Source organism: Corynebacterium sp. HMSC06D04, assembly GCF_001807315.1.
GTDB classification, from domain to species: Bacteria; Actinomycetota; Actinomycetes; order Mycobacteriales; family Mycobacteriaceae; genus Corynebacterium; species Corynebacterium simulans.
Genome location: NZ_KV788556.1, coordinates 38176 through 58323 on the forward strand (window position 1 = coordinate 38176; position 20148 = coordinate 58323).

20 protein-coding genes, 4 tRNA genes and 1 pseudogene (1 of these 25 only partly in view) are annotated in these 20148 nt (G+C 59.0%); 23 read left to right on the forward strand and 2 right to left on the reverse strand.

Features of this window, described 5'->3' with window-relative positions; all coding sequences use genetic code 11:
* The 15 genes and pseudogenes from HMPREF3155_RS09155 to HMPREF3155_RS09225 form a co-directional block, all read left to right on the forward strand.
* Positions 1-33, forward strand: a pseudogene (locus HMPREF3155_RS09155) (it extends 54 nt beyond the left edge of the window).
* Positions 34-78: 45 nt separating this feature from the next.
* Positions 79-154: transfer RNA gene (locus HMPREF3155_RS09160), tRNA-Gly, on the forward strand.
* A gap of 30 nt (positions 155-184) precedes the next feature.
* Positions 185-255, forward strand: a tRNA-Cys gene (locus HMPREF3155_RS09165).
* Between the two features lie 27 nt (positions 256-282).
* A tRNA-Val gene (locus HMPREF3155_RS09170) sits at positions 283-354 on the forward strand.
* Between the two features lie 45 nt (positions 355-399).
* A tRNA-Gly gene (locus HMPREF3155_RS09175) sits at positions 400-472 on the forward strand.
* 113 nt (positions 473-585) lie between these two features.
* Positions 586-1263 (forward strand): Type 1 glutamine amidotransferase-like domain-containing protein, encoded by a 678-nt coding sequence (locus HMPREF3155_RS09180; RefSeq protein WP_246817722.1) that lies wholly within the window; start codon positions 586-588, stop codon positions 1261-1263.
* A 296-nt stretch (positions 1264-1559) separates the two neighbouring features.
* Complete coding sequence (locus HMPREF3155_RS09185) at positions 1560-2138, forward strand: copper resistance CopC family protein (protein WP_070433154.1); 579 nt, start codon at positions 1560-1562, stop codon at positions 2136-2138.
* Positions 2139-2222: 84 nt separating this feature from the next.
* Positions 2223-2897: a copper chaperone PCu(A)C gene (locus tag HMPREF3155_RS09190; protein ID WP_070433155.1), complete on the forward strand. Its 675-nt coding sequence runs from the start codon at positions 2223-2225 to the stop codon at positions 2895-2897.
* 68 nt (positions 2898-2965) lie between these two features.
* Positions 2966-4252, forward strand: a complete 1287-nt coding sequence (locus HMPREF3155_RS09195) for a Dyp-type peroxidase (RefSeq protein WP_070433156.1) — start codon at positions 2966-2968, stop codon at positions 4250-4252.
* 93 nt (positions 4253-4345) lie between these two features.
* Positions 4346-6409 (forward strand): threonine--tRNA ligase, encoded by a 2064-nt coding sequence (gene thrS, locus HMPREF3155_RS09200; RefSeq protein ID WP_070433157.1) that lies wholly within the window; start codon positions 4346-4348, stop codon positions 6407-6409.
* Entirely contained in the window at positions 6396-6944 is a 549-nt protein-coding gene (locus HMPREF3155_RS09205; protein WP_061922834.1) for an HIT family protein, read from the forward strand. The genes thrS and HMPREF3155_RS09205 overlap by 14 nt, the downstream gene beginning before the upstream one ends.
* Positions 6937-7563, forward strand: coding sequence for a phosphatidylinositol phosphate synthase (gene pgsA, locus HMPREF3155_RS09210; RefSeq protein ID WP_070433158.1), 627 nt, complete (start codon positions 6937-6939; stop codon positions 7561-7563). The genes HMPREF3155_RS09205 and pgsA overlap by 8 nt, the downstream gene beginning before the upstream one ends.
* A 12-nt stretch (positions 7564-7575) precedes the next feature.
* The gene (locus tag HMPREF3155_RS09215) at positions 7576-8544 is read left to right on the forward strand and encodes a phosphatidylinositol mannoside acyltransferase (protein WP_070433159.1); all 969 of its coding nucleotides are present in this window, start codon (positions 7576-7578) and stop codon (positions 8542-8544) included.
* Positions 8545-8558: 14 nt separating this feature from the next.
* Positions 8559-9686, forward strand: a complete 1128-nt coding sequence (locus HMPREF3155_RS09220; protein WP_070433160.1) for a glycosyltransferase family 4 protein — start codon at positions 8559-8561, stop codon at positions 9684-9686.
* Between the two features lie 53 nt (positions 9687-9739).
* Positions 9740-10204 carry a hypothetical protein gene (locus HMPREF3155_RS09225; RefSeq protein ID WP_062040486.1) on the forward strand — a complete coding sequence of 155 codons (465 nt, stop codon included), beginning with the start codon at positions 9740-9742 and terminating at the stop codon, positions 10202-10204.
* Positions 10205-10210: 6 nt separating this feature from the next.
* Here the strand turns inward: HMPREF3155_RS09225 and HMPREF3155_RS09230 are convergent, their stop codons facing one another.
* Both HMPREF3155_RS09230 and HMPREF3155_RS09235 read right to left on the reverse strand, forming a co-directional pair.
* Positions 10211-11479, reverse strand: a complete 1269-nt coding sequence (locus HMPREF3155_RS09230; RefSeq protein WP_070433161.1) for a DUF2029 domain-containing protein — start codon at positions 11477-11479, stop codon at positions 10211-10213.
* A 13-nt stretch (positions 11480-11492) separates the two neighbouring features.
* Positions 11493-11975 (reverse strand): DUF3817 domain-containing protein, encoded by a 483-nt coding sequence (locus HMPREF3155_RS09235; RefSeq protein ID WP_062038794.1) that lies wholly within the window; start codon positions 11973-11975, stop codon positions 11493-11495.
* 111 nt (positions 11976-12086) lie between these two features.
* Between HMPREF3155_RS09235 and HMPREF3155_RS09240 the strand changes: the two genes are divergently transcribed.
* From HMPREF3155_RS09240 to secF, 8 genes are all read left to right on the forward strand, one after another.
* On the forward strand, positions 12087-12980 hold the full coding sequence (locus HMPREF3155_RS09240; protein WP_070433162.1) for an acyl-CoA thioesterase: 894 nt from the start codon (positions 12087-12089) through the stop codon (positions 12978-12980).
* Positions 12981-13088: 108 nt separating this feature from the next.
* Positions 13089-13844 (forward strand): YebC/PmpR family DNA-binding transcriptional regulator, encoded by a 756-nt coding sequence (locus HMPREF3155_RS09245; RefSeq protein ID WP_070433163.1) that lies wholly within the window; start codon positions 13089-13091, stop codon positions 13842-13844.
* A gap of 190 nt (positions 13845-14034) precedes the next feature.
* Positions 14035-14616 carry a crossover junction endodeoxyribonuclease RuvC gene (gene ruvC / locus HMPREF3155_RS09250; RefSeq protein ID WP_061922809.1) on the forward strand — a complete coding sequence of 194 codons (582 nt, stop codon included), beginning with the start codon at positions 14035-14037 and terminating at the stop codon, positions 14614-14616.
* Positions 14617-14717: 101 nt separating this feature from the next.
* Positions 14718-15332: a Holliday junction branch migration protein RuvA gene (gene ruvA / locus HMPREF3155_RS09255; RefSeq protein WP_070433164.1), complete on the forward strand. Its 615-nt coding sequence runs from the start codon at positions 14718-14720 to the stop codon at positions 15330-15332.
* Positions 15333-15398: 66 nt separating this feature from the next.
* A complete protein-coding gene (ruvB, locus tag HMPREF3155_RS09260) occupies positions 15399-16484 on the forward strand; it encodes a Holliday junction branch migration DNA helicase RuvB (RefSeq protein ID WP_070433165.1) in 1086 nt (361 codons plus the stop codon).
* 60 nt (positions 16485-16544) lie between these two features.
* Positions 16545-16901 (forward strand): preprotein translocase subunit YajC, encoded by a 357-nt coding sequence (yajC, locus tag HMPREF3155_RS09265; RefSeq protein WP_070433166.1) that lies wholly within the window; start codon positions 16545-16547, stop codon positions 16899-16901.
* A 233-nt stretch (positions 16902-17134) separates the two neighbouring features.
* On the forward strand, positions 17135-18919 hold the full coding sequence (gene secD, locus HMPREF3155_RS09270) for a protein translocase subunit SecD (protein WP_201040720.1): 1785 nt from the start codon (positions 17135-17137) through the stop codon (positions 18917-18919).
* A gap of 2 nt (positions 18920-18921) precedes the next feature.
* Positions 18922-20115 (forward strand): protein translocase subunit SecF, encoded by a 1194-nt coding sequence (gene secF / locus HMPREF3155_RS09275; protein WP_061922797.1) that lies wholly within the window; start codon positions 18922-18924, stop codon positions 20113-20115.
* Positions 20116-20148 lie beyond the last annotated feature (33 nt).

Below are 20148 nucleotides of genomic sequence, written 5' to 3' on the forward strand. Positions count from 1 at the left end.
AAGAGGTCACTGGTTCAATCCCAGTATCGCGCACAAGGCCCAGAAACGGGCCTAGAAAACCGGGCCTGGTTTTCGAATGCGGATGTAGCGCAGTTGGTAGCGCATCACCTTGCCAAGGTGAGGGTCGCGAGTTCGAGTCTCGTCATCCGCTCCAGCACACTTGTGTGTGAGGCGGTATCGCCACGGTGGAATGGCCGAGTGGTGAGGCAACGGTCTGCAAAACCGTGCACACGGGTTCGATTCCCGTTTCCACCTCAACTTTGACACGCTTTGGCGTGTCGAGCGCGATTAGCTCAGTGGGAGAGCGCTTCCCTGACACGGAAGAGGTCACTGGTTCAATCCCAGTATCGCGCACTAGGTGCTTAAAGCACCTAGTGGGCTTCGATCAGAATCCCGAATGCGGATGTAGCGCAGTTGGTAGCGCATCACCTTGCCAAGGTGAGGGTCGCGAGTTCGAGTCTCGTCATCCGCTCAAATAAGAACGCTTCTGTTCGGGATTCCGGACAGGAGCGTTTTTGTCGTGCACTTTGAAAGTTTCAAGAGCACTTATGGCTCTTTAGCCCTTTTGGCATTACCTTGATGCGGATGAGCTGTATTCCAGTGGCGAAGAATACTGCTCCTGCAGAGCCTATTGCTGCGTTGCTTGGAGCGCTCATGCATACTGGCACCATGAAACTGTTTCTTGCGTCCTACCTTCATCCGCAGCTGCGCGAATTCTTACACGGCAAAATCTTGTACATCGATGACGCTGCTGTGGGGATGGAAGAAGTGCCGTTTGCGCAGAAGGAGCGGGAAGAAGTGGCTTCTATTGCATCCGACTTTGTTTCACTGACCGTTGCGAATACCACGCTTGAAGAGTTTGAGACTCAAGTAAAGAAGGCGGATTGTGTCTACGTCGCAAGCGGTAATGCTTACCGCGTACTGTATGAGTTAAAGAAGTCTGGTGCCTTCTCACTGCTTTCTGAAGCGGTTCGCGGCGGTTTGCCATATGCCGGCAGCTCGGCGGGGGCGGTCCTTGCCGGGCCATCGGTCGAACCGATTTCCGTTATGGATGATCCAGGTGCTGTTCCCGAATTGCATGATCGTACGGCTCTATCGCTTACTCCCTATGTTGTAGTTCCTCACGCACAGGGAACTACTGGCCCATACACAATTTCGGTTATTAGTGAAACGGTTCAAAAGTACGGAAAAGACTGGAACCTGGTGCTTTTGCGTGATGGGCAGGCGCTGCTGATTAATGATGATTGCGTTGAATTGATCTAGAAGGCCCTATCTCGTACAGGCAGCCATACCCACCGGGCGTGGCGTCGATTGGCGGGTGCGTCAATTTCCGCCTGGAGGCGTTAACCATTTACCGAAAATAGTGTGCATTAACACATTTCCTATGACACTGGGAACTAAGCCGAATGGGGCAGCGACTAATAAGGCAACCGCTGCTCGTTCAGTTGGTTGGTATCCTGACTTGCTTTAAGCAAGGCCTAGGTTATTGGCCATTGTTTCGGGTGCGGTTATAGCATGTATTTACCCATTCGCAAGCCATGCAATTCGAGGAGAAAACTATGCACTTTCGTCGCTCCACCAGTCTGTTTGCGCTCGGTGCTGCCGCGTCCATGCTCGCCATGTCCGCGCCTGCAGCCTTGGCACACGACTCCGTGATCGGCGGCAATGTGGTCAGTGATTCTCCGCTGCAGGAGTTTCCGGAGGAGATCACTCTGGAGTTTTCCGCAGTACCCAGGGATGACTTCAACACCTTCGCCGTTACCGACACCAAGACGGGCGAGGTGCTTTTCGACGCCGAGCCCAAAATCGAACAGCGTGAGCTCACCATCGAGGTTCCGGACGATGTAAAGCCGGGACCTGGCGAGTACCAGGTGGGCTTCCAGATCACCTCCTCGGACGGGCATGCCACCCGTGGTTCCGTTCCGTTTAGCGTTGCCGGCTCTTCCGACGGCGCAGCGGGCGATGCCGCAGACGGCGATGACGCGAATGACGATGCTGCTAAACAAGATGAAACCAACTCCGAGGGCCTGCCGCCCGCCGCACTGTGGGCGCTGGGCATCATCGGTGTTCTGGCTATCGTCGCCGTGGTCATCATGGCCGGTGCGAAGATGCGCCGCGCAAATGACCTGGACTCTTAAAACCCACCCCTTTTTAAGGCGCAGGTAAGGCACAAATAAAACGAGTGCCTTCGCGCCTTAAAGCTTGGACAAGAAAGACATCTAATGATGAAGATGCGTAATATCGTTGTTTCTGCCGTTGCCGTCAGCGCACTCTGGCTGGCTGGCTGCTCCAACAGCGAGCAGGATTCCGGTGCCGAAAAGGAAGCTGCAACCAGCGCGGCTCCGGCAAGCGCAAGCGCCTCCGATAAGCAGGCAGGCGATGTCACCATCGAGGACGGCGTGGTTCGCGCCATGGCTGAGGATGCGGAGATGACTGCTATCTTCGGCACCATCCATAACGATTCCGACAAGGACATCACCGTCACTGGCTTTAGTTCCTCCATCGACGCCGAGATGAACCAGGTGCACGAGGTTGTTGACGGTGTAATGCAGGAAAAGAAGGGCGGCCTGAAGATTCCGGCCGGTGGCACCGCAGAACTCAAGCCAGGCGGCGAGCACTTCATGCTGATGGGCGTGAAGGAACCAGTCATGGCGGGCGAGACGGTCAAGGTCACCCTCTTGCTTGAGGACGGTTCCAAGGTCGAGGCCGGTGAGGTGCCGGTGCGCGAAATCGGCGCCGGCGATGAGAACTACGGCGACATGTCTGGCATGGATCACGGTTCGATGGAGCACGGCGACATGTCGGGCATGGATCACGGTTCGATGGATCATGGCTCTATGGACCATGGCTCTATGGATCACGGTTCGATGGAGCACGGCGAGCACTCGCACCACTAAAGGCTAAAGCCGACGCGCGGGTGGATTACTCACGCGCCAGCATTGGAATGAGTAGTAGGGAAAAGAACATGGATGAGTCCTTAAAATCTGCATCTTCCTCCGCGCGTGAGACCACGGAGTTTTTGAGTCGACGCGGCCTGCTGGTTGGCGGCGCCGTCGCGGCCAGCGCGGTGGCGGTGGCCAGCTGCGCTGCACCTTCTCGCGACGATTCTGACTCTGGGTCTGGTGCGGCAGCTGCTGCTGGGCAGCCAGCGCAGGATGAAGCAGCCGAGATCATGGGCGATAAAATCGTCGCCTTCGATGGCGAGCACCAGGCCGGAATCGAGACCCCGCCGCAGGCACACGTGGCGCTCGTGGGCTTTGACTTAAAAGATTCCACCACCAAGCGAGGCGCCAAGGCACTGATGCGGTTGTGGACTGAGGACGCACGCCGGCTGTGCACCGCAGAAAACCCCTTGGGCAGCCTGGAGCCGGAGCTGGCGCAAACCCCGGCTAGCCTTACCGTGACCTGCGGTTGGGGAGAAGGCTTCTTTGCCCGGACGGGCGTCGCCAAGCCGGAGTGGCTCCGGGATGTGCGCGCGTACAAGCGCGATAAGTTGCGCCCGGAATGGGGCCAAAGCGATGTGGTGCTGCAGATTTGCAGCGATGATCCGCTAACGGCGGCGCACGTGATGCGGCACATGACCCGTGCGGGTGCGAGCTACGTGGACACCAAGTGGGTACAGCAGGGCTTTGGTCATGCCAACGGCGCCGCCAAGAAGGGGGAGACCGCGCGCAATCTCTTCGGGCAAAAGGATGGCACTGTCAATCCGCACACTCCAGAGGAATTCCGGGAGCAGGTCTGGATCGATAAAGGAAAATTCGCCGGCGGTAGCGCCATGGTGGTGCGCCGAATCCACATGAATCTGGACACGTGGGAAGAGCTTGACCGCGCTTCCAGGGAAAACTCCACTGGCCGCAAGCTGGACTCCGGTGCACCGATGCACGGCACCGAGGAATTCGATGCCGTGGACCTCAACGCGCGCGATAAGTTCGGATTGAAGGCAATTGACCCGGCATCCCACGTGGCGCGCGCCCATCCGCCGAAGGACCATCCGGAGCAGAAGATTCTGCGCCGGCCGTTCAACTACAACCTCCCACCGAGCACGGAAAACCCAGGTGAGCTGTCTAATGCAGGGCAGATCTTCATCTGTTATCAAAAGGATCCGAGTAAGCAATTTGAGCCCATTCAAGCCCGCCTTGATGAGCAAGATTTGCTCAATACGTGGATTACCCACATCGGCTCAGCCATGTACTTTGTACCGGCCGGTACCACCTCTAACTCCTACTGGGGCGAGTCGCTTCTTGAGGGTTAAGCGGGGTAGAATCTTTCGCTGTAACTCTACGATTAGCTTTGGTCGGCCAGGTATGTCGATCGAAGCGTGAGCGCATAAGGAGCGCAAGTCTAAATGGCGGAAATGATTCCAGCTGTACCAGTGAACTACGAGCCTTTTAAGGTGCCAGCAGGCACTGCCGTAGGCGCAGCGATGCGGGAGCTCGAGCTTCCAAATAAGGGCCCAGAGGCAGTCGTCGTCGTACGCGGCGCCGATGGAGCTCTCTACGATCTCTCGCATACGCCGACTGCCGACGCCGAATTCACCCCAGTTGCAGCAAGCGAGGAGGACGGCCGCGCTGTCATCCGTCACTCCACTGCACACGTGATGGCACAGGCAGTTCAGGCTGAGTTCCCGGGTACCAAGCTGGGTATCGGTCCGGCCATTGAAAACGGCTTCTACTTCGACTTCCAGACCGCCGAGCCTTTCACGCCGGAGGATTTGAAGAAGATCGAAAAGCGCATGAAGAAGATCATCAAGACTGGTCAGCGCTTTGAACGCCGTGTGTACTCCTCCAACGAGGAAGCAGAGGCAGCGCTTGCTGAAGAGCCATTCAAGCTGGAGCTCATTCAGGACAAGGGCAACGTTGATCCAGACTCCGATGAGGCAGCAGAGGTTGGCGCAGGCGATCTGACGCACTACGACAACATCAACCCGCGCACCGGCGAGGTGGAGTGGTTCGATCTCTGCCGTGGTCCGCACCTGCCAACCACCAAGTACATTCCGGCGTTTACCTTGACCCGTTCCTCGGCTGCTTATTGGCGCGGTGACCAGTCCAAGGCTGGTCTGCAGCGCATCTACGGCACCGCTTTCGAGTCCAAGGAGGCCCTCGAGGCCTACCAGCACATGATTGCGGAGGCAGAAAAGCGTGACCACCGCCGTCTGGGCCAGGAGCTTGACCTTTTCTCCTTCCCGGATGAGATTGGCTCCGGCTTCCCGGTCTTCCACCCGAACGGCGCCATCGTGCGTATGGAGATGGAAGAGCACTCCCGCCGCCGTCACATTGAGGATGGATACTCCTTCGTCTCCACCCCGCACCTGACCAAGGGTGACTTGTTCAAGAAGTCTGGCCACCTGGACTTCTACGCAGACGGCATGTTCCCGGCCATGGCTTTGGACGGCGAGTATGACGAGGACGGTAACTGCACCAAGCAGCCGCAGGATTACTACGCGAAGCCGATGAACTGCCCGATGCACAACCTCATCTTCGCTTCCCGTGGCCGTTCTTACCGCGAGCTGCCGCTGCGCCTGTTCGAGTTCGGTACTGTCTACCGCTACGAGAAGTCCGGCGTTATCCACGGCCTGACCCGCGCTCGTGGCTTTACCCAGGATGACTCCCACATCTACTGCACCCCGGAGCAGTTGGAAGAAGAGCTGACCAAGGTTTTGGACTTCATCATTTCCTTGTTGAAGGACTACGGCCTGGATGACTTCTACCTGGAGCTTTCTACCAAGGATCCGAACAAGTATGTCGGTACCGACGAGATCTGGGAGCGTTCTACTTCCATCCTGCAGTCGGTGGCTGAAAAGTCCGGCCTGGACCTGGTTCCGGATCCTGCAGGTGCTGCCTTCTACGGCCCGAAGATCTCCGTGCAGGCGCGCGATGCCATCGGCCGTACCTGGCAGATGTCTACCGTGCAGCTGGACTTCAACCTGCCGGAGCGCTTCGAGCTCGAGTACACCGCATCCGACGGCACCAAGCAGCGCCCGATCATGATTCACCGCGCGCTGTTCGGCTCCATCGAGCGCTTCTTCGGCGTGCTGCTGGAGCACTACGCCGGCGCATTCCCGGCATGGCTGGCTCCGCACCAGGTAGTTGGCATCCCGGTTGCAGACGAGTTCTCCCCGCACTTGGAGGAGATCGCTGCGAAGCTGCGCAAGCGCGGCATCCGTGCCGATGTGGATACCTCTGACGACCGCATGCAGAAGAAGATCCGCAATCACACCACCGGCAAGGTGCCTTTCATGCTGCTCGCCGGCGAGCGTGACGTCAACGCAAATGCCGTCTCTTTCCGCTTCTTGGACGGTTCGCAGGTCAACGGCGTGCCGGTGGATGAGGCTATCGAGCTCATCGCCGCATGGGTTGCTGAGCGCATCAACGAGCAGCCGAACGAAGAGTTGATCAGTGCACGACGCTAACGAGCAATACGTCGATTCCGGGGCAGGGGAACCAGACCGCCTTGAGCGGCTGTGGGCTCCCTACCGGATGGCGTATATCTCGAAGCGTTCGAAGGACCCCTTCGTTGAGGCTCCCAAGGGCAGCGATGAGGACGGGCTGATCATTGCCCGCGGTGAGTATGTCTACGCTTTGCTGAACCTTTTTCCCTATAACTCGGGACATTTAATGGTGGTGCCTTATCGCAAGGAATCCCAGCTGGAGAACTTGACTCTAGAGGAATCCCACGAGCTGATGGCCTTCGCCCAGAAGGCGGTACGTGTTCTAAAGCGTGTGTCCAAGCCGGAAGCAATCAACGTGGGCTTCAACCTGGGCAAGGCGTCTGGCGGTTCCGTGGGAGATCACTTACATTTGCATGTGGTTCCCCGGTGGGCCGGTGACAGCAACTTTATGACTGTCTTGGAGGGCACTAAAGTGTTGCCTCAGTTATTACAAGAGACTCGCGCCCTTTTGGCCCAAGGCTGGCGGGAGATCGATGAGGAGGATTCCAATGCTTAGCGTTCACGGGCGAAAGCCAGCGGCAGTCGTCGTGGAACCCGTGGCAAAGCTGTTTCTGAAGATGGGGCTGACCCCCAACGTGGTCACCATCGTCGGCACTCTTGTCACCATTGCTATCGCAGTCGTCTGCATTCCTCTGGATCACCTGTTCGCGGCAGCGGTGCTCTCTGGTCTCTTTGCGGCCTTTGACATGCTCGACGGCACGATGGCCCGCATGACCACGGGCGGGTCCAAGTTTGGCGCGACTCTCGACGCCTCCTGTGATCGCATCACCGACGGCGCCCTGTTTTCTGCCATCTTGTACTGGCTAGTCTACGTCGATAACGCTCGCCCCATCCACGTGGTGGCCTGCCTCATCGTGCTGGTTTTTTCGCAGGTCATTTCCTATATCAAGGCCCGCGGCGAGGCTTCTGGCTTCAAGATGGTCGGCGGCCTGATCGAGCGCCCAGAGCGCCTCATCATCGGCCTCGGCGGCATCGGCTTGGAGGGCCTGGGCGTTCCCGACGCCATCGAGATCGCCCTGTGGATCCTTGTATTCGGTTCCATCTTTACCGTCATTCAGCGCATGGTCCAGGCTGCCCGCCAGGACACGAAGGCCCGTTTCACCCCAGACCTTTAAGGATTAATGCCTATGGCCCTTCTTCCTGGATTAGACCGTGAGCAACTGTCTGCCGCCGGCTACTTAGCAGGGTGGCGGCTGGTGCGTTTGTTGCCGGAGAAGTGGGCCAAGCGCCTTTTTGACTGGGGCGCAGACCGCGCCAGCGATGATGGCCGCGGCATGGAGCAACTGCGCCGAAACTTGGCGCGCGTGGTGGGCCCAGAAAACGTCACACGCGAGTTGGTGCGCAATTCCATGCGTTCCTATATGCGCTACTGGCGGGAGGCATTCTGCCTGCCATCGATCCATCAGGACCCGGATCTGCACGCCAAGCTGCTTTCCGGTTTGCAGGGCTTAGAGAACTTCGACGAGTCCATGGCCCGCGGCAAAGGCGTCATCTTGGCGCTTCCGCACACTGGCAACTGGGACATGGCCGGGGTGTTTCTGGTAGGCCACTATGGCCAATTCACAACGGTTGCAGAAAGGCTCAAGCCGGAGGTGCTTTTCGACGCCTTCGTGGACTTCCGCGAGTCCCTAGGCTTTGAGGTCATCGCCCTGACAGGAGAGAAGACCTCACCGTTTGGCCGGCTCAAGGAAGTCTTGGAAGCAGGTGGCGTGGTCTGCTTGGTGGCCGAGCGCGACCTCACTCGCACTGGCGTCACGGTCGACTTCATGGGCGAGGAAGCCAACATGGCTGCCGGCCCGGCCCGCTTGGCCATGGAAACCGGGGCGGCATTGCACGTGGTCCACTCCTGGTTCGAGGATGAAGGCTGGGGCCTTTCCGTCAGTCCGCAGGTGGAAGTCACCAATGTGCAGGAGACTACCCAACGCCTGGCCGATGGCTTCGCTGCGAACATCAAGGCCCACCCGGCGGACTGGCATATGCTGCAGCCGCAGTGGAATGTAGACGTTAAACGCCGCGCAGCCGAACGCGCCGCACGCCGCGCAGCCAAGGACAAGCGTACGTCCCAAGAAAAGCTCGAAGCTGACGGTAAAAAGTAAGGAAGTAGGCAGTAGTGCGTATCGGAATCGTATGCCCGTATTCCTTTGATGAGCCAGGCGGTGTGCAGGCGCACATCTTGGATTTGGCCACCGTCTTTATCGAGCAAGGCCATCACGTGGAGGTCCTTGGCCCAGCAGCCCCGGAGACACAGCTGCCGAGCTTTGTTATGAAAGGCGGGCGCGCCATTCCGATTACCTACAACGGCTCCGTGGCCCGCTTGTCCGTAGGCCCGCAGGTAAAGCGCAACGCCAAGAAGTTTATCGAACGCGGCAACTTCGACGTGCTGCACATCCATGAGCCGAACTCGCCGAGCTACTCCATGGTTGCGTTGGCACAAGCCAAAGGTCCCATCGTGGCGACCTACCACGCCTCGGCTTCTAGCTCGCTCGTGTTGAAGCTGGCCAAGCCTTTCCTCACACCAATCCTGGAGAAGGTGCGCGGCGGCATTGCCGTCTCAGAGATGGCCCGCCGCTGGCAGGTGGAACAACTCGGCGGCGACCCAGTACTTATTCCGAATGGCGTGGATACCTCCGTGTATGCGGCTGCCCGCAAGCGCGTCGCTGCGCAACCAGACCAAGAAGGGCAGCCAGGGCAATCCGGGCAGAAGGTGCCCGAGATTGTGTTCTTGGGGCGTCTCGACGAGCCACGCAAGGGCCTGGATATTTTGCTGGAGGCCCTCACGATGGTGGACACGGAGGTCAAGGTCACCGTCATGGGCGGCGGCCGCCCGCGTGAGGTTGAGGGGGTGGACTTCGTTGGCCGCGTGAGCGATGTGGAAAAGGCGGAGATCCTCGGCCGCGCTGATATCTATGTCGCTCCTAACACCGGCGGCGAAAGCTTCGGCATCGTCCTGGTAGAGGCCATGGCCGCAGGTTGCGCGGTGGTAGCTTCCGATCTTGAAGCCTTTGCCGCCGTATGCGCCGCCGATTCTGAGAACCCAGCCGGTGCGTTGTTCCGCAACGAGGATGCCCGCGACCTCGCGCGGGTGCTCAACCTTGTCCTGCAGGACGAAGATAAGCGCAATGCTTTAATTGAAGCCGGTACCGAGCGCGCTCTCACCTACGATTGGGACCATGTGGCCGCTGCCGTGATGCAGGTTTATGAGACTGTGCAGGACGGAACTAAGGTCCGCACCAAGTAGAAGCGGGCGGTGTCGCCCTTTACCCACAGCAGATTTAAGAGCAGGAAAAGACTATGGCAGTAGAACTGGTTGTCGCGATCGTCGCGCTCGTGCTCATCTTGATGTGGGCCTATTTCACCGCGCAGCGGTTGAACTCCCTGCACATCCGCACGGATGCGGCTTTGGCGCAGTTGGAGGCCACCCTTGATCGCCGCGCCGCCGTCGTGGCAGCACTAGCGCCGGAGCTGGAGGAGGTTGCCTCCCGCGCGGAGTCGAGCGAGCTTACCCAGGGCCATTTTGAGACGCGTTCGGCCCACGAGCGGGAGCTGTCTATCGCGGTCAACGAGCGCTTTGCCGAGCGTCCCGCATTGCTTGCCGACGCCGAGGGGCGCATCCACCTTGCTCATCGCTTCTACAACGAAGCGGTCAGCGATACCCGCTCGCTACGCCTACGCCCCCTTGTGCGCATGTTCCGCCTGGGCGGCACGGCACCGCTGCCAGAGTTCTTCGAGCTCAGCCAGCTGCGGATTACTGAGTAGTTCCTGCTACTGAGCTGCTTGCTTGGTAGAGCTCGTGTTTTCGCGCTTGAGCTCCAAGCGCAGCCAAGTAAAAGCAAGGCCTGTCAACACGAGGACGAGCACGTTGCGCGCCAGCAACAAGAGAGCAGGGAAGAGGCCGTCGCGGCCCGCGTAGAGCACCGCGTCATAGTTGAACGGGTAGACCAGTGTGCCCAGTGCCGCCGCAGCAAGCGTGCACAGTGCGAGGTTGCGCAGCACTTTGCCTACTTTTTTGTCGATATGTTGATGCGCACCCGATGCGGCATGCGGCCAGGCATCCTTGAGCGCTATCGCCAAGATCGGGCCGAGCCAGGTGATGTACTGGGTGGAAAAGACCTTGTTGCTGATAAAAAGCAGGCAGATCATCGTGATGAAAAAGGCCAGCGTGCTGCGTGCACCCCAGTTGCCGTTGCGGAAGCGCATGAGTGCGAAGCCGATGGCGAAAAACAGCATCGCCAAGGTTAAAACGTTGCTAAGAACTAAGAGCGCGCTCACCCAAGGGCCGGTGATTTCAAAACTCTTGGAGGTAGCGTAGCCGATGGACCAAGTGTCCGGGAAAAGATGCGAGGCAAATACCGGAAGTGTTGCGGGTATCGATTCCACCTGCAGTCCCCGTACTCCCTGGTAGCGCAGTGGGGAGATGAGGCGCTCGACGTCATTGAAGGCGAGGACGAGCAGGCAGATGCCCACGATGGAAGCGAAGAACGCGCTAAGGCGCTGCCAAGTCGCACGGGCATTGAAGCGGCCAACCAGGCCTGCGGCGAGCACGCCGGGCCACAGCTTCATCGTGGTGGCAAGGCCAAGCAAGGCTGCTGCAAGCCGCGAGTTGCGGCCAAGAAGCATTCCTGCGGCAGCAACTGCCAGAGCCGGAAAAATATCGAGGCGCCAGACAAAGACCTGGCCCACTGCGGTTCCAAAGATGACCCAAAACCATGCGGCGACGAAGGCCTGCGGCTTGCGGCGCCAGCCGTGAAGCAAGACCATGAGGAAAGCGGCGTCGACAAGCAGGCACAGTCCTGTAAAAATAACGGTAAAGCTGGTCTGATTCGGGCCGCTCAACCAGCCGACGAGAATCGAAGGCCACGTGCCAGGGTGCGGGTACTCGGTCATATCCGAGGAGTTCGCCCCAAAACGCCCGGAGAAGTAATAGGAGATATCTCCTAGCGGGACGTTATCCCATTGCAGCAGTCCGATGAGGATAAGCCGGAAACAAATCCAGCCAGTCCACACTGCTGGAACGGAACGAAAAATTTTCACCTAAATAATGCTATTAGATGTTCGACTCGATAGTGGATTCGACATCGACGGGTGGGCCGAGCATCAGCAGAACGCCAAAGACCAGCGCAATGATTACGACGAACACGCTCAGAGTGCGCACTGGGAAGCGCACTACCTGGGCCAAAAGCTGCTCGGCAAGGCCGTGTGGCTGCTCAGAATCGCTAAAGCGCCAATGCGGCAGGAACTTATCGTGCTTGTCCGCCCATAGCGCAAACGGGAGCGCGGCAAAAGGTATGACCGAAACGATAAGCCCCAACATGCCCAGGCCAAAGGACCACTTGTTATTGATCCACACCATGACGCCCACGACGATGAAGCAGAGGAAACCAAAACCGTGGATACCGCCAGCGATAGGAGTTAGAGCCTCCGTCACACCGGAGTACTTCAGAACCATAGAAAAAATAAGAAATGCCCACGTGAACATCTCCAGGTAGGCAACGACGCGGTGCAGGCGAGCAGGGCGTAAAAAAGACATGCGGCATATCCTACGCGCTAGCCCGGCGCACAGGTAAAGTTGGCAGGGTTGCGTGTGAAGAGCGCACGTTAAGATTGCGCGTTGAGCAAAGAGGGGAGTCCCGCGTAGGTAATGGCTAAGGTGTGCGAGGTTATTGATGTAGCGCCGCTGCACGAAAAGGCTCAGGGTGATGTCTTTTCCGTGCCCATGGTTCCGTCCCAGATTGCGCGCACCTTTGGCGGGCAGGTGGTGGCCCAGGCGCTCGCTGCAGCCCAGCACACCGTTGAAGGAAAGCTCGTGCATTCCTTGCATGGCTACTTCGTGGGCCCGGGTGATGCCGCCGCGCCTGCGCGTGCCGAGGTAGAGCGCGTGCGGGACGGCCGTTCCTTTGCTACCCGTCAGGTGCGCATCTTTCAAGACGATCGCCTGATTTTCATGCTCAACGCGGGTTTCCACATCGCCGATGACTTTGGTCCTGAGCACCAGGACGCCATGCCGGAGGTTATGGGCCCGGAGGAGGCGGCCGCCGCCGGCGGTGGTGCTCCTTATTCCACCCGCATCATCCTGCGCGAGTGGGAAGACTGGGATATCCGTTTGGTCCCGCAGGAAAGCCGTGACCCTGAACTTGCCGAAGCCACAGGCGCTGGGTTCCGCTACGTGTGGTTCCGCAATACCTCGCAAGAATTTGCGGCGTCAGAAAGCAGCCAGGATGCCCACCGTGCGGCACTTGCCTATATGTCTGACATGACCTTAATCCGTGCTTCTCTGCTGCCACACCAAGGCGAGCAAGTACAGCTTGCCAGCCTGGATCACTCGATCTGGTTCCTGCGTCCAGTGCGTGTTAATGAGTGGTTGCTGTATGTGCAGGAATCACCATCCGCGCAGAATGCGACCGGTCTGGCCACCGGAAAGATCTTTAACCAAGGCGGGGATTTGGTTGCCGTGGTGGTCCAGGAAGGGCTTACCCGAACCGTGCGCGAGGGCATGCAGGTAGGCTCGCACAACGGCAATTGGCAAAACGTCTAGAAAAATATTCACTCAAACGCCGGAAAACGGTGGGGGCTGTTTTCAGCTACTCTACGCCCGTCCGTATAATTGCAGGCAGTTTCATAGAGCCACAATGAAAGGGATGAAATGTCCGGACACTCCAAATGGGCTACTACCAAGCACAAGAAGGCTGCTAACGATGCCAAGCGTGGCAAGGAATTTGCCAAGCTGATTAAGAACATCGAGGTCGCGGCCCGCACCGGTGGTGGCGATCCGGCTGCTAACCCGACTCTCGATGACATGATTAAGAAGGCCAAGAAGGCCTCCGTGCCGAACGACAACATCGAGCGCGCCCGCAAGCGCGGCTCCGGCGAAGAGGCCGGCGGTGCCGACTGGGAGACCATCATGTACGAGGGCTACGGCCCGAACGGTGTGGCAATGCTCATCGAGTGCCTTACCGATAACCGCAACCGTGCAGCCACCGATGTTCGCACCGCAATGTCCAAGAACGGCGGCAACCTCGGCGAGTCCGGTTCCGTTGCCTACATGTTCTCCCGCACCGGCATTGTTTTGGTCAACAAGGGCGAGCTGACCGAGGATGACGTCCTGATGGCAGTTCTGGAAGCAGGCGCTGAAGAGGTTAACGACCTGGGCGAGAAGTTCGAAGTTGTCTGCCAGCCGGGCGATATCCCGGCAGTTAAGGAAGCCCTGGTTGAGGCTGGCATCGAGGTCGACGACAATGAGACCGACTTCCGCGCATCCGTTGAGGTTCCGCTGGGTGCCGCTGATGCTCGTAAGATCTTCCGCCTCATCGACGCGCTGGAAGAATCCGAAGACGTGCAGAACGTCTACACCAACATGGATCTTTCTGAAGAGGTTCTGGCCGAGCTCGAGCAGGACTAGCATTTAGCCAGGCTCTGCCACTTCGCACCGCGCCTTATTCTCCGCCTCGCGTAGGCGATAAGGAGAAAAGGCGCGGTTGCTCGTTTTAACCCCGCTCCATTTTTAGAACATGTGTGTGTATGATGTGGGAGGATCTTTTTCCTGAACTTCGCTCGGATTCCAAATCCAACTACCCACAGAAAGGCTTGCCGTGAACCTTGAAGGCTTGCGCGTCATGGGCATTGACCCAGGTCTAACCCGCTGTGGCCTTTCGGTGGTCCAGGCTGGGCGCGGTCGCGCGGTGATTCCCGTGGCAGTCGGCGTGGCGCGTACGCCGAGCGATAAAGAGCTAACCGAGCGTCTGCTGCGTCTTTCGGTGGCAGTTAAAGAGTGGATGGATGATTACCGTCCCGATGTGGTCGCTATCGAGCGCGTCTTCGAACGCGGCGAGGTCTCCACCGTCATGCAGACCGCCCATGTGGTTGGGGTAGTGGTGCTTGCTGCTGCTGAGCGCAACATCCCAGTGCACATGTACACCCCGTCTGAGGTAAAGAAAGCCATCTCCGGCAATGGCCGCGCCGATAAGAAGCAGATGACGGTAATGATTACCCGTATCCTTGGCTTGAGTGAAGCACCCAAGCCTGCCGACGCCGCCGATGCCCTAGCGCTTGCCGTATGCCACTGTTGGCGCGCACCCGCTTTGGCCCGCGTGGGGGAGAGCACCGGCTCTTGGCCTAAGACCAGCGGCGTGAAGGGCCGGGCCAATAAGCCGCGGACATCGTCTGGTACGTAGCCGGGGTGCCGGCCAGCATGACGCTATCCAGACTCGCACTGCTTTACTTACTGTTTCATCGCTTTAGATTTCATCCCGTCAAATAAAGGAGCCCCACCCACATGATTGCCTCGCTACGCGGAACCGTGTTGACCATCGGCCTTGACCACGCTGTCATCGAATGTGCGGGCGTGGGGTATAAGTTTCTCGCCACCCCAGTAACTCTCGTAACCCTGCGTCGCGGGGAGGAAGCTACCGTGCTTACCTCCATGGTGGTCAAGGAAGATTCCATGACTTTGTATGGTTTCGGCAACGATGAAGACCGCGAGATGTTCCACGTGCTGCAGTCCGTCTCCGGCCTGGGGCCAAAGCTGGCAGTAGCGGCGCTGTCCGTGATGGGAGCGGGGCAGTTGGCAGCGGCAATCTCTAGCGGTGATGCAAAGACACTGCAGTCTATTCCTGGAGTGGGCAAGCGCATGGCAGAACGCCTAGCGCTAGAGCTGAAGGACAAGGTCAGCGTCTTTGCCCCGCAAGCAGGAGCCGGCGAAGTTACAACGGGTACTTCCGCTGTGGTCAATGCGCCGGTGGTCGAGCAGGTCGTGGAAGCGCTCGTTGGTCTAGGCTTTAGCGATAAGGCGGCGCGGCCCGTCGTGGAATCTATTGTGGAGGCAGATCCGGCAGCAGAGACTTCTACCGTCCTGCGCGGTGCACTGGCACAATTGGGACGCAAGAAGTAACTTTCGCAGTTCATATTCGCTTTGAGCCTTAACCCCCGCCCGACTATCTAAATTAAGTGAGAATGCATGTCCGATGTAGAACGCACTGAGTTTCAGCTCCCTGAGGGGCTCGCTGACCCGAGCGCGCCGCAGCGCAACCTCGACATTGACGCGAGCGAGCAGGTGGGCGAGCACGACATTGAGCGTTCCTTGCGTCCGAAGTCCATTGAGGAATTCATCGGCCAGCCCAAAGTGCGCGAACAGCTCTCACTGGTGTTGAAGGGTGCTAAGAATCGTGGGGTAACTCCAGACCACGTGTTGCTCTCGGGCCCGCCTGGCCTGGGTAAGACCACCATGGCGATGATCATTGCGCAGGAACTCGGCACGTCATTGCGCATGACCTCCGGCCCAGCGCTAGAGCGTGCCGGTGACCTGGCTGCCATGCTGTCTAACCTGATGGAAGGTGACGTCCTATTCATTGATGAGATCCACCGTATTGCACGTCCGGCAGAAGAAATGCTGTACATGGCAATGGAGGATTTCCGCATCGATGTCATCGTGGGCAAGGGCCCTGGTGCTACTTCCATCCCGTTGGAGATTCCGCCTTTTACCTTGGTGGGCGCTACCACCCGCGCCGGCATGCTGACCGGCCCGCTGCGTGACCGCTTTGGTTTCACTGCGCAGATGGAGTACTACGACACTGCTGACCTGACACGAGTAATCACCCGTGCAGCAAAGATTTTGGACGTTTCCATCGATGAAGATGCTGCCGTAGAAATCGGTTCTCGCTCGCGCGGTACGCCGCGTATTGCGAACCGCCTGCTGCGCCGCGTGCGTGACTTTGCAGAGGTCAACGGTGACGGCCACATTGACCTCGCCGCAGCACAGGGCGCGCTGGCCGTCTTCGACGTCGATGAAAAGGGCCTGGACCGCCTCGACCGCGCGGTGCTGGAAGCACTCATCAAGGGCCACGGCGGCGGCCCGGTTGGTGTCAACACCCTCGCAGTAGCGGTGGGTGAGGAGCCTTCCACAGTGGAGGAGGTCTGCGAGCCGTACCTCGTGCGCGCCGGCATGGTTGCCCGCACTGGCCGGGGCCGCGTGGCTACCGCAGCCGCCTGGCGCCATATTGGATTGGAACCGCCCGAGGGTACGTTGGGCGAGGCGCTGTTTTAGAAGCCGCGTCGCGGCGTTTTGGCAGCCGCTAGATGTGGGTTTCTGGCACACTGTCCTGTTATGGAATACGCATTTCTACTCGTTATCGCCCTCCTTATTATCCTGCCTAGCTTCATGACTATGCGGAAGCAGAAGGAGCACCAGAACAAGCTGCGCAACCTCCAGGAGAACCTGGCCCCGGGGCAGGAAGTTATTACTGCGGGCGGCATGCACGGCACCGTGGTTGCCACCACCGAAGGCGATGTGCAGCTACAGATTGCCCAAGGCGTTGTCGCAACCTTCGACAAGATGGCCATCGTGCGCACCGTTGAAGCCGAGCAGCCTGGCGAGGCCCGCGACGTCGACAATGCACGCGTTGCGGATGGGACCGCTGAGCCTGTCGAGTCAGTTGAGTCTGCTGAGGATTCGCAGCGTTAGCTGCTGGTGTAGCACTGGTCACACTCAGTGCTACAGCTGAGATCCCGTTGAGTTAATGGCCCGTCCATGACGTATCATGAGGGATCGTGCTCGTGCGCCAGTAAAACATTGGCCGCACGAATTATTCACTTTTAATTTGTTAAACCCTGTTTCTAGTTGCACAGGAGAACTTCTTGTCCGCAAAAAATCGTGGCGCATTGCGCAACAAAAACAGGCAATGGCCCAAGCGCGCCATGGCCTTGTTTGCGCTAATCGTCGTTGCTATTTACGCCCTTATTTTCCTAACCGGCCCGCGCGAGGCTTCGACGAAGCTCGGCATCGACTTGCAGGGCGGTACCCGCGTGACCCTCGTGCCGCAGGGAGAGGAACCGACGCCGGATCAGCTCAAGCAGGCACGCGACATCCTTGAACAGCGCGTCAACGGTATGGGCGTTTCTGGCTCCGAGGTGGTTATTAACGGATCCACCCTCGTTATCACCGTCCCTGGCGAGGACGCCTCCCAGGCACAGGCAGTGGGCCAGACCTCCCAGCTTCTGTTCCGCCCTGTTGCGCAGCAGACGATGCCGGATATGTCCAAGCTGGAAGACACCTTGCAGGATATGGCTAACCGCTGGGTGGAATACCGCGTTATCACCCCTGAGCAGGCCAATGAATCCCTGAAGAAGGTCAACGATGCAATCCAGCAGGGCGCAGAGCAGGCTGGCAACAAGGATGCTAAGAAATCCGAGGCACCGAAGGTCACCGCTAAGCCAAAGGAAGAGCCTTCCAACTCGCTTGAAAAGGCAGACTTCCGCGATGAGATGACTAAGATGCTGCTCAAGGACCGCCAGTCTGAAGACGCCACGACTATCTCCGCGGCTTCCGCACTGATGCGTTGCGACGCCGATACCGATCCGCTCGCCGGCACCGACGATCCAGCCAAGCAGTTCGTGGCTTGTGACTTTGCTGATAAGACGCCGTACATTCTGGCGCCGTCCCCGCTTCTCGAGGGCATTAAGGATCCAAACGGCACTCGCCTGACCGGTAACGAGATCGACACCAACAAGCCGATCGACGGTGGCCTGAACTCACAGACCGGCCAGATGGAAATCAGCTTCGCGTTCAAGGACGGCGATGGCCCGAACGGCTCCGAGACATGGTCCAAGCTGACCCAGGAGAACCTGCAGAAGCAGGTTGCCATCACCCTTGACTCCGCGGTTATCTCCGCACCTGTCATCCAGGGAGCAACCCCGGTTGGTTCTGCTACCTCCATCACCGGTGACTTCTCCCAGGAAGAAGCAAGTAGCCTGGCTAATAACCTGAAGTACGGCGCACTGCCGCTTTCCTTTACCGGTTCCAACGGCGAGCCTGGCGGCACCGTCGAGACTGTTCCGCCATCACTGGGCAAGGCAGCTTTGAAGGCGGGCCTTATCGCCGGCATCGTCGGCTTCCTCCTCGTGGCTGCATACTCCCTGTACTACTTCCGCGCACTTGCTGGCGTTTCCCTTATCACCCTGGTTGCCTCCGGCATCCTGACCTACGGCGCCCTGGTTCTGCTGGGCCGCTGGATTGGTTACTCCCTGGATCTTTCCGGCATCGCTGGTCTGGTCATCGGTGTGGGTGCCACGGCTGACTCCTTCGTGGTCTACTACGAACGCATCAAGGATGAGCTGCTCGAGGGCCGCTCCTTCCGTTCCGCCGCCACCAAGGCCTGGGAGCGCTCGCGTGCCACCATCGTCACAGGTAACGCCGTGACGCTCATCGGCGCCGTCATCGTCTACTTCCTCTCCATCGGTGAGGTTAAGGGCTTCGCCTTCACCATGGGCCTTACCACTGCCTTCGACTTGGTTGTTTCCTTCCTTGTCATGGCGCCGCTCATGCAGCTCATCGGCGGCAAGCCTGCGGCTGCGAAGCCCGCAATGAATGGTCTCGGCGGCATCTACGCGCTCGTCGAGGAGCGCCGCGCCCGCGGCTACTACGCAAAGACCCCGGCGGCAGGAAAATCCGATGCGTCCCGCCTGTCCGAGGAGGAGAAGTAAGCATGACCTCTAGCGTTAAGTCCCACAAAATTTCCAAGCTGGACCGCCTCTACGAGGACGAGGGCGGATTCGATTTCATTGGCCGTTCCAAGACCTGGTACGCCATCACCGCAGCCCTCGTGGTTGCTGCCATCCTGGCGATTGCCATCCGCGGCTTTAGCCTTTCCCTCGACTTCGAGGGCGGTACCAAGCTCAACATGCCTGCAGGCGACCTCGTGGCCGAGCAGGTAGGAGACACCTTCGAGGAAGCAACCGGCATCGAGCCGGAGATGGTGCAGATCGTCGGTGCTGGCGATTCCCGCACCTTGGAGATCACCACCGAGCGCCTATCCCAGGAGCAGGTCGACACCGCTCGCCAGGCCATCTTTGAAAAGTACGAGCCGAAGGATGAGTCCGGCGAGGCCACTCCGGATGCGATTGGCTCCTCCACGGTCTCTGAGTCCTGGGGTTCTTCCATCACCGAGCGCATGTTGCTGGCCATGCTCGTATTCTTGGTCGCCGCCACCATCTACGTGGCAGTGCGCTTGCAGCGCGACATGGCTTTCGCCGCCATTTTGGCGCTGATTCTCGACGGCGTGATCATCGCCGGCATTTACGCCTTGTTCGGCTTGGAGGTTTCCCCGGCCGTCATCATTGGTCTGCTGACCGTTCTGACCTTCTCCATCTATGACTCTGTCATCGTCTTCGACAAGGTCAACGAGAACACCGAAGGCTTCGAGGGGCAGCGCAAGCGCACCTACGGCGAGCTGGCCAACTTGGCTACGAACCAGACCGTCATGCGTTCGATTTCCACCTCGATCATCTCCGTGCTGCCAATCATCGCGCTGTTTGTTATCGCGGTCTGGCTCATGGGCATCGGCACTCTGCGCGATCTCGCGCTTATCCAGCTGATCGGCGTTATCGAGGGCATTTTCTCCTCGCTCTTCCTTGCTACTCCATTGCTGGTTACCTTGGCTAACCGCCGCAAGGCAGTAAAGAAGCACAATGCTGCCGTCAAGGCCTTCCGCGCCGAGCACGGCGAGGATGCCACCGAAGAAGACACAACAGAGGCAGCCAAGGGTTCGCGAACCGTGGCTTCGCCGCAGCGTGCGGCAACAGGCGAGAAGGCGGCGTCGCCAAGCACTGGCGAGAATGGCACCCCGCGTAACCTGGATACGCCGGGCAGCGCTGGCGCAAGCTGGCGCCCGGGCCGTTAAGTACAACGGGGCGAAAAAGGAGCGAGTACTACC

What these genes read in the sequence shown, in the direction of transcription:
- HMPREF3155_RS09180 (WP_246817722.1), top strand. Translation starts at nt 586, where the DNA reads ATGAGCTGTATTCCAGTGGCGAAGAATACTGCTCCTGCAGAGCCTATT.
- HMPREF3155_RS09185 (WP_070433154.1), top strand. Translation starts at nt 1,560, where the DNA reads ATGCACTTTCGTCGCTCCACCAGTCTGTTTGCGCTCGGTGCTGCCGCG.
- HMPREF3155_RS09190 (WP_070433155.1), top strand. Translation starts at nt 2,223, where the DNA reads ATGATGAAGATGCGTAATATCGTTGTTTCTGCCGTTGCCGTCAGCGCA.
- HMPREF3155_RS09195 (WP_070433156.1), top strand. Translation starts at nt 2,966, where the DNA reads ATGGATGAGTCCTTAAAATCTGCATCTTCCTCCGCGCGTGAGACCACG.
- thrS (WP_070433157.1), top strand. Translation starts at nt 4,346, where the DNA reads ATGGCGGAAATGATTCCAGCTGTACCAGTGAACTACGAGCCTTTTAAG.
- pgsA (WP_070433158.1), top strand. Translation starts at nt 6,937, where the DNA reads ATGCTTAGCGTTCACGGGCGAAAGCCAGCGGCAGTCGTCGTGGAACCC.
- HMPREF3155_RS09215 (WP_070433159.1), top strand. Translation starts at nt 7,576, where the DNA reads ATGGCCCTTCTTCCTGGATTAGACCGTGAGCAACTGTCTGCCGCCGGC.
- HMPREF3155_RS09225 (WP_062040486.1), top strand. Translation starts at nt 9,740, where the DNA reads ATGGCAGTAGAACTGGTTGTCGCGATCGTCGCGCTCGTGCTCATCTTG.
- HMPREF3155_RS09235 (WP_062038794.1), bottom strand. Translation starts at nt 11,975, where the DNA reads ATGTCTTTTTTACGCCCTGCTCGCCTGCACCGCGTCGTTGCCTACCTG.
- HMPREF3155_RS09240 (WP_070433162.1), top strand. Translation starts at nt 12,087, where the DNA reads ATGGCTAAGGTGTGCGAGGTTATTGATGTAGCGCCGCTGCACGAAAAG.
- HMPREF3155_RS09245 (WP_070433163.1), top strand. Translation starts at nt 13,089, where the DNA reads ATGTCCGGACACTCCAAATGGGCTACTACCAAGCACAAGAAGGCTGCT.
- ruvA (WP_070433164.1), top strand. Translation starts at nt 14,718, where the DNA reads ATGATTGCCTCGCTACGCGGAACCGTGTTGACCATCGGCCTTGACCAC.
- ruvB (WP_070433165.1), top strand. Translation starts at nt 15,399, where the DNA reads ATGTCCGATGTAGAACGCACTGAGTTTCAGCTCCCTGAGGGGCTCGCT.
- yajC (WP_070433166.1), top strand. Translation starts at nt 16,545, where the DNA reads ATGGAATACGCATTTCTACTCGTTATCGCCCTCCTTATTATCCTGCCT.
- secD (WP_201040720.1), top strand. Translation starts at nt 17,135, where the DNA reads ATGGCCTTGTTTGCGCTAATCGTCGTTGCTATTTACGCCCTTATTTTC.
- secF (WP_061922797.1), top strand. Translation starts at nt 18,922, where the DNA reads ATGACCTCTAGCGTTAAGTCCCACAAAATTTCCAAGCTGGACCGCCTC.